A 6,112-nucleotide genomic window follows, 5' to 3' on the forward strand; every position below is an offset into this window, starting at 1 on the left:
TACCAGGCTTTTTTGTGTGCCCGGCGCGAGCGTAGGCGTTGCGACGTGCTGGTAACGTGCGCAGGCGTGCGCGGGCACGTAAAAAGTTTCTCGGATCCTAAAAACACCTCAAATTAACTCCAAGTGGTAAAAAATGCGTTTAGTTGGGGTTTTCATTTTTCTGCATATAGTGTTTCCCCAGATAAAAGTTTTTGGCGCGGTAAAAAATCGTCTTAGTTGGGGATAAATCGGCCAATTTTAAGTTTTCATCCCCAACTAAACGTGTTTTTTACCTTTTTCGGCACATAATTTTAAGGCCAAAAATTATGTATTCATAAAAATGAATTTAATAGTAGAAATATGCATAATTTTGAAACCAGGTCAGTGTATTTGCATGCTGAGTCTCCGCGAGGGCGATAGTACGACGAATCTTGCACAGATTTCCTGTGTGATTTCAAATCGGTCAGATTACTTGCGCCATTTCCGGGTATGGAATTCATACTTTTTCGCGAAGGAGTGCTATGGATTACTGTCTTTCGTACTTTTCAGCGTTTAATTTATTGATGAGTTCCTCTAGGCCATTTGATTCATCGTCATCAGCAAATGCTATGGTCAAAGTGCCGCTTGTTCCTGAATCAGCTCCAGGAGTAGCTACTGAACGAGATCTTGCTGCCTACTATGGGCATCTGCCAGAGATACAAGGCGTGCGTCTTCAAAAGGAGCCTAACAGTAAGATTGATTTGCTGATTCGTGATGTAAATTCCGCATTTGCAAAAGAGCACGTCACACTTCATGTATGCCAATCAATGATGTTACCTTCGTCACTCCTGCCAATAGGTGTTGACTTAAAAGGATTTGTGACATCTCCAGAATTCACTTACTTGCAAGTTGCTTCAAAGCTTGATTTCATCGGCACAATTCTTGCAGGCAGCGCACTATGCTCTAATTATTTTTTGAACCAAAATGGTCACGGTGGAGTTTCGCAACGCCAAAATGGCCCTCTGACAAATCGCGCTGCAATTGCAAAGTTTCTTGCCACACAAGGAAGAAAGCGCGGCATCATTCCAGCTAAACGAGCGCTTCAGCACATCGTAGAGAAAGCTCGGTCGCCCCGAGAGACCTCGCTTGCCCTGCTATTGTGCCTCCCGTATAACCTCGGTGGCTTTAATCTAGGAACCGTTGAGCTCAATAGGCCAATTGAGCTGGAAAACAGATATGGCGAGAAAATCACTCGAATTCCTGACCTAACCATTCAGCTCAAGGACAAAAGGCAGAAGCGGGCTATGGTACTGCTAGACTACGATCCAGCAACTACACATTCTGGCAGCCAAAAAATCATGCGAGACCTGGATAGGGAAAACGAGCTGGTAACAGGCGTCCAATGTCCGCATTTTTCGGTATCTGGCGAGATGCTTAAAAGCTTTGAAAGCGTTCAGGGCTTGGTCCGCCAGATTCGCGAGTCTACCGGAATAACTGCACGTGATACGACTATGTCAGATCTTGAAGAGCGACAACGGGCACTATGGGCACGGTTGTTCAAAGTCAGATAGCAAAACCAGCTGCCACGTCTTTTCTGCGCCGCTTGCCGTACAATAGAGAAGCATAAACCGCTCATAATCGCACAGCCAGAAGGAGAAAATCGTGGAAGTTAACGGCCTTATCGACCATACAAATTTGAAGCAGAACGCAACCGCTGAAGACATCAAGAAACTTTGCGCCGACGCAAAGCAGTACAAGTTTGCAACTGTCGCCATCAATTCTTGCTGGGTTTCTCTGGCTCATGCCGAGCTCGAGGGCTCTGGAGTTGGTATCACTTCCTGCATCGGTTTCCCTCTGGGCGCCGCTTCAACTGCAGCTAAGGTTGCCGAGGCCAAGCAGAGCGTCGCCGACGGCACAACCGAGATTGATATGGTCATCAACGGTGGCCACCTGGTCGCGGGTGACGACGACTACGTTATCGCTGATATCAAGGCTGTCGTTGAGGCCGCTGGCACCGTGCCCGTTAAGGTAATCCTGGAGTGCTGCCTGCTTGATGACGAGCAGATCGTTCGTGCTTGCAAGGATTGCATGGCTGCTGGGGCTGCGTTCGTCAAGACAAGCACCGGCTTTAGCACCGGCGGCGCAACTGTTCATGACGTCGCTCTGATGAAGCAGACTGTCGGCGACACCTGCAAGGTCAAGGCTGCTGGCGGCATCCACAATAAGGCTGACGCTGAGGCAATGGTTGCGGCTGGCGCAGATCGCCTGGGCTGCTCCAGCGGAATCGCTATCGTCACCGAGTAGCTCGCTGAGCTGGAGCTTTGCGGGCCCCATCGCACTGATAGGTAAATGAAGACGACCTCGTAGCATGTGCTGCGAGGTCGTTCTTTGTTGCAGTGAAAAGGGCACAAAAGCTGGCGAGAAACCCGTGTAAGCTGCAGCAACAATCGCGGCGAGAAACCCGTGCGAGATGTGGATTGCACCACCCGGATGCCATGCGCTGCTGGTATCGCGGTTCACGCCGCGTCTGCTGCGGCTGGCACCGCGCACCCGTCGCGCCAACTAGCTGACGACAACCTCGCCAAAGCCCAGCTTACGGGCCTGCGACTCAATCGCCTGCATGCGCTCATCGCTTGGAGAAGGGGAGTTTTCCATCGGACCGCGTACGCCAAAGTGCCTGAACTTCATGAGGCGAATGCGCGTCTGACCAACCTTCTCGCCAAGCGTTGAGGCAATGCCGTCAACTGCGGCTTCAGCGTCGTTCCAGCCCTCGGTAACGATGACGCGGACCTCTTCCAGCTTGTTTTGCTCGGCCAAAAACGCAAGGTTTTTGCGGACCGTAACGCCATTTTCGCCGGTCAGGTGTTCAAACCACTGATCGTCCCAAGCCTTGACGTCAAGCATCACGCCGCTTGAGAGATCCAGCAGATCGCGGTACTCGGTGAAGTCGATGGTTCCGTTTGAGTCGATGAGGCAGTTCAGACCAGCGGCATTGCAGTAGGTGAAGAGCTCGTAGAGGAAGTCGGGACGGAGCATGCATTCGCCGCCTGAGGTGGTGATTCCGCGGATGAACGGCATGTTGGAAATGCAGCGGTCAGCCACCTCTCGGGCGCTGAGCAGCTCAATCTTTGGCGTGGACTTGTGCTGGCACACCTTGATGCAGTTGTCGCAGTTGATGCAGATGGAGTTGTCCCACACAACTTTTCCGTCAGCCACAGACAGGGCGTGAGCTGGGCATGGTTTGACGCACGCCTGGCAGGAGATGCACTCTACCTGGGTCTCGGGGTTGTGGCAGTAGGCGCAACGAATGTTGCAGCCCTGCAGGAAGACAGCGGTTCGGCTTCCTGGGCCATCTACCAGCGAGAAGGGAATGATCTTGTTGACAGGAGCAACACACCCGGCTGGATGTGTTGCTCCCAAAGTTGTTTCTGTTGCAGTACAGGTCACGATTGTGCAGCTCTTCTCGCTAGTCGCTCATGCGAACTTTGCGCTCGCCAAGGTGGTTGGCGGTGAAGTTGCCCAGGCCGTCGTGAGCGGTGTCCTGAAGAACAACGTCGCCGGACTGGAACTTCTTCATCTCGGAGCGTTTAGCCAGGAAGCCGGTGATGCGGACCAGGTCACCCTCGGAGCTGTAGAACGAGAGATACTTGTCGTCGATGGAGAATGCGGCCTTGACCACGTCAACGACAGCGTCTGGGTTGCGCTCAGCAGTTGGCTCAGCTGGGAAGATGTCGGAGACACCGCTGTTGAAGAAGCGGTGCATGCGTGCACTGTGGCGAATGTGGTCGTAGAGGTTTGCAGGCTCGTCGCCAACCTTGATGCGGACACCTGGGGTAACGCCCTGCTGGTCGGAGAAGCCAGCCTGTGCGTGCAGGGTGAAGCGACCGCCAAAGACCTCGGAGTAGACGGCGTCAAAGCTGTTGACCTGGTCGGCAATCTTGACCATGATCTGATCGGCCAGCTCGTTGGCCTCGTCGTCCTTGCCGTAGGTGCGGCTGCTGTCAAGGTGCAGCAGCTCAGCAACGCACTCGCTCATGCCAGCAACGCCAAACATACCGCAGAAGCGCTCGCGAGAAATGAGGCCTTCCTTGGCCAGGAAGCTGGTCTCAAAGAAGTTGGAATCCTCAACCATAAAGCGGACGCGCTCGTTCATGAAGTTTAGAACCTCGCCAGTTGCGGTTGGCAGCAGGTTGTTCATGAAGTCGTCAACGTTGGTTGCAAGCTTTGCAAGGCCAGGGAGAAGTACGCGGCTCAAAGTGTAAGCGCCACCGCCCATAGGAAGGACGTTGTAGCAGCTTACGACGGTGTACTCGCCAGGGTAGGTCTCTTTGTGGATGCGGTGGTTAGCAAAAGCAGGGTTGGAGCAGACCATAGTGGTCTTGACTGCCAGGCGCATGAACTCGTCGGACGTGATCTCTGGATCGTACTTGAGGGTGAAGTTTGGAACGGCGTTCATGAGCTCGCGGTCAACCTCAAGCAGCAGTCTACCTGCGCGAGTGTCCTCTGGACCAATGTTTGCGTGGCAGTAACCACTAGCAACAGTGCGGTCGATGTGGTTCAGGAAGCGGCGCAGACGAGGCTTAATCTCTGCGTCAGTCATGCCCTCCAGGAACGGATCGATAATCTTGTCCAGCTGGCCAACGTACACAGGGCGGCTGGTGACAGAAGGAACGTTGTCGTAGAGAGCGGCAAGGCCCCAGAGCAGGTCATCAAGGGTTTCTGGCTTGTCAAAGCGCAAAAACTCAGAACCGTTCTGAGCAAATACCTGGTAGTCAGGGCAGATGTAGCGAGGACGGTAAGGAGCGTTGCCCTCACACATGTCGTCAAGAGCGTGAGCTGCAAAAAGACGATCAAACTCAGCAGTTGTCTTAATAGGGTGCTCGGAGTTCTCGGCAGCCTGAGCCAGGTGCAGAACCTTCTGCTTGTACGAGAGGTTGTCGGAAGTGATGATGTCCATAAACTCGCTCATTAGTGCTCCTTACGTTGGTCGTGCGGTAACGGTTGTATGATTGCGACGGGTACGTCGGTCGTTCCAAGTTATGGTGCACCGCGTTGTGCGGCGCGCTGCCTGGGGCGAGAAGAACGGTCTTACCCAAGCGTTGTGCCAGGTACAGAGGTTAGTCCAGAAGGTGGGATTCTCCCTCGTGTTTCATTGCGTCGTCGAGGCGCTGGAACTGCCTCTCGGTAATGACAATCTTGCCGTGCTGAACAGAAACCATGCCCCTCTCCTTAAGTTCGTCGATGCCGCGGGCAACAGTTTTTGTGCTGGTACCAATCTTGTCTGCCAGCTCTTGCCTGGTCAGACGCACCGTAAACGGCCACTCAACAACGCCGCGGTGAATCTGATCGCGCGTCAGCTCGCTAAGCATGTACATCAGGCGCTTGGTTCCGCTCCAGGTCAGCAAGCTGCGCTCGTAGCCAGACTGACGCGTCAGATTCTTGATAATCCAGCGCGAGCGGGCGAGAAGTGCCTCAGGGTCCGAACGAATCCACTGCAGGTAGTCCTCGCGTGGAACCGAAATAAACTCGCAGCCGGAAGTTGCGGTGAGCGATCCCAGGTAAAACGGACTCTCGCTAATAACTTCCATCTCGCCAAAAGCAACGGGCGCACGATACTCATCAATAACATATGTGCTACCTGCGGAATTATGCGACGTAGTGCGCACGGTACCGCGGCACAGAATGTACACGTTATCAACGCGGTCCAGCATGTGGACAAGGGTCTGTCCGGAATTAAGACGAATCTGCCTACAATGAGAAAGACGATTAGCGGGAACGCGAGAAGCCCATTTGATGATCTTCTTGCGAACGTCGGAGTCAAGACTGTCAAGGTAGGTTAAAACGTTCACACGAGACCTCACTGTTCTTGCTTCGTAAGTCCTCATTACAGGACAGTTTTGGCTTAAGTTTGAGTAATTGTACCTGCTACCTAAAATAAAAATAAGGACTTATGTCCACTTTTTGAGACAATTTTCTTGAACGGTATCGGGCTGCGATTAGGTTGCGGCCAACCGGCGGTCAACCAGCGGTCAGCCACGGTCAACCCGCGGTCAGCTCGCGGTCAAGCTGCCGCAAGACAGAAAAAGCCCCCACGTCAAACTGAACTGCCTCCCATTTCTTGGACACGAGAAATAGGAAGCAGTTCAAAACACAC

The 6,112-nt window shown here is 53.1% G+C and carries 5 protein-coding genes; 2 read left to right on the top strand and 3 right to left on the bottom strand.

The window, feature by feature from the left end:
* Nucleotides 1-542 precede the first annotated feature (542 nt).
* Nucleotides 543-1,529: a hypothetical protein gene (locus RWJ43_RS05695; protein ID WP_314008845.1), complete on the top strand. Its 987-nt coding sequence runs from the start codon at nt 543-545 to the stop codon at nt 1,527-1,529.
* A gap of 91 nt (nt 1,530-1,620) precedes the next feature.
* Nucleotides 1,621-2,262: a deoxyribose-phosphate aldolase gene (gene deoC, locus RWJ43_RS05700; protein ID WP_314008847.1), complete on the top strand. Its 642-nt coding sequence runs from the start codon at nt 1,621-1,623 to the stop codon at nt 2,260-2,262.
* 258 nt (nt 2,263-2,520) lie between these two features.
* Here deoC and RWJ43_RS05705 read toward each other — a convergent pair whose 3' ends face one another.
* From RWJ43_RS05705 to RWJ43_RS05715, 3 genes are all read right to left on the bottom strand, one after another.
* The gene (locus RWJ43_RS05705; protein ID WP_314008849.1) at nt 2,521-3,378 is read right to left on the bottom strand and encodes a YjjW family glycine radical enzyme activase; all 858 of its coding nucleotides are present in this window, start codon (nt 3,376-3,378) and stop codon (nt 2,521-2,523) included.
* Nucleotides 3,379-3,424: 46 nt separating this feature from the next.
* The gene (locus tag RWJ43_RS05710; protein ID WP_314008851.1) at nt 3,425-4,927 is read right to left on the bottom strand and encodes a YjjI family glycine radical enzyme; all 1,503 of its coding nucleotides are present in this window, start codon (nt 4,925-4,927) and stop codon (nt 3,425-3,427) included.
* A gap of 148 nt (nt 4,928-5,075) precedes the next feature.
* Nucleotides 5,076-5,807, bottom strand: coding sequence for a Crp/Fnr family transcriptional regulator (locus tag RWJ43_RS05715; protein WP_314008853.1), 732 nt, complete (start codon nt 5,805-5,807; stop codon nt 5,076-5,078).
* Nucleotides 5,808-6,112: the final 305 nt, after the last annotated feature.

This window comes from Lancefieldella parvula (genome assembly GCF_963530955.1).
In the GTDB taxonomy this organism is placed as follows: domain Bacteria; phylum Actinomycetota; class Coriobacteriia; order Coriobacteriales; family Atopobiaceae; genus Lancefieldella; species Lancefieldella parvula_A.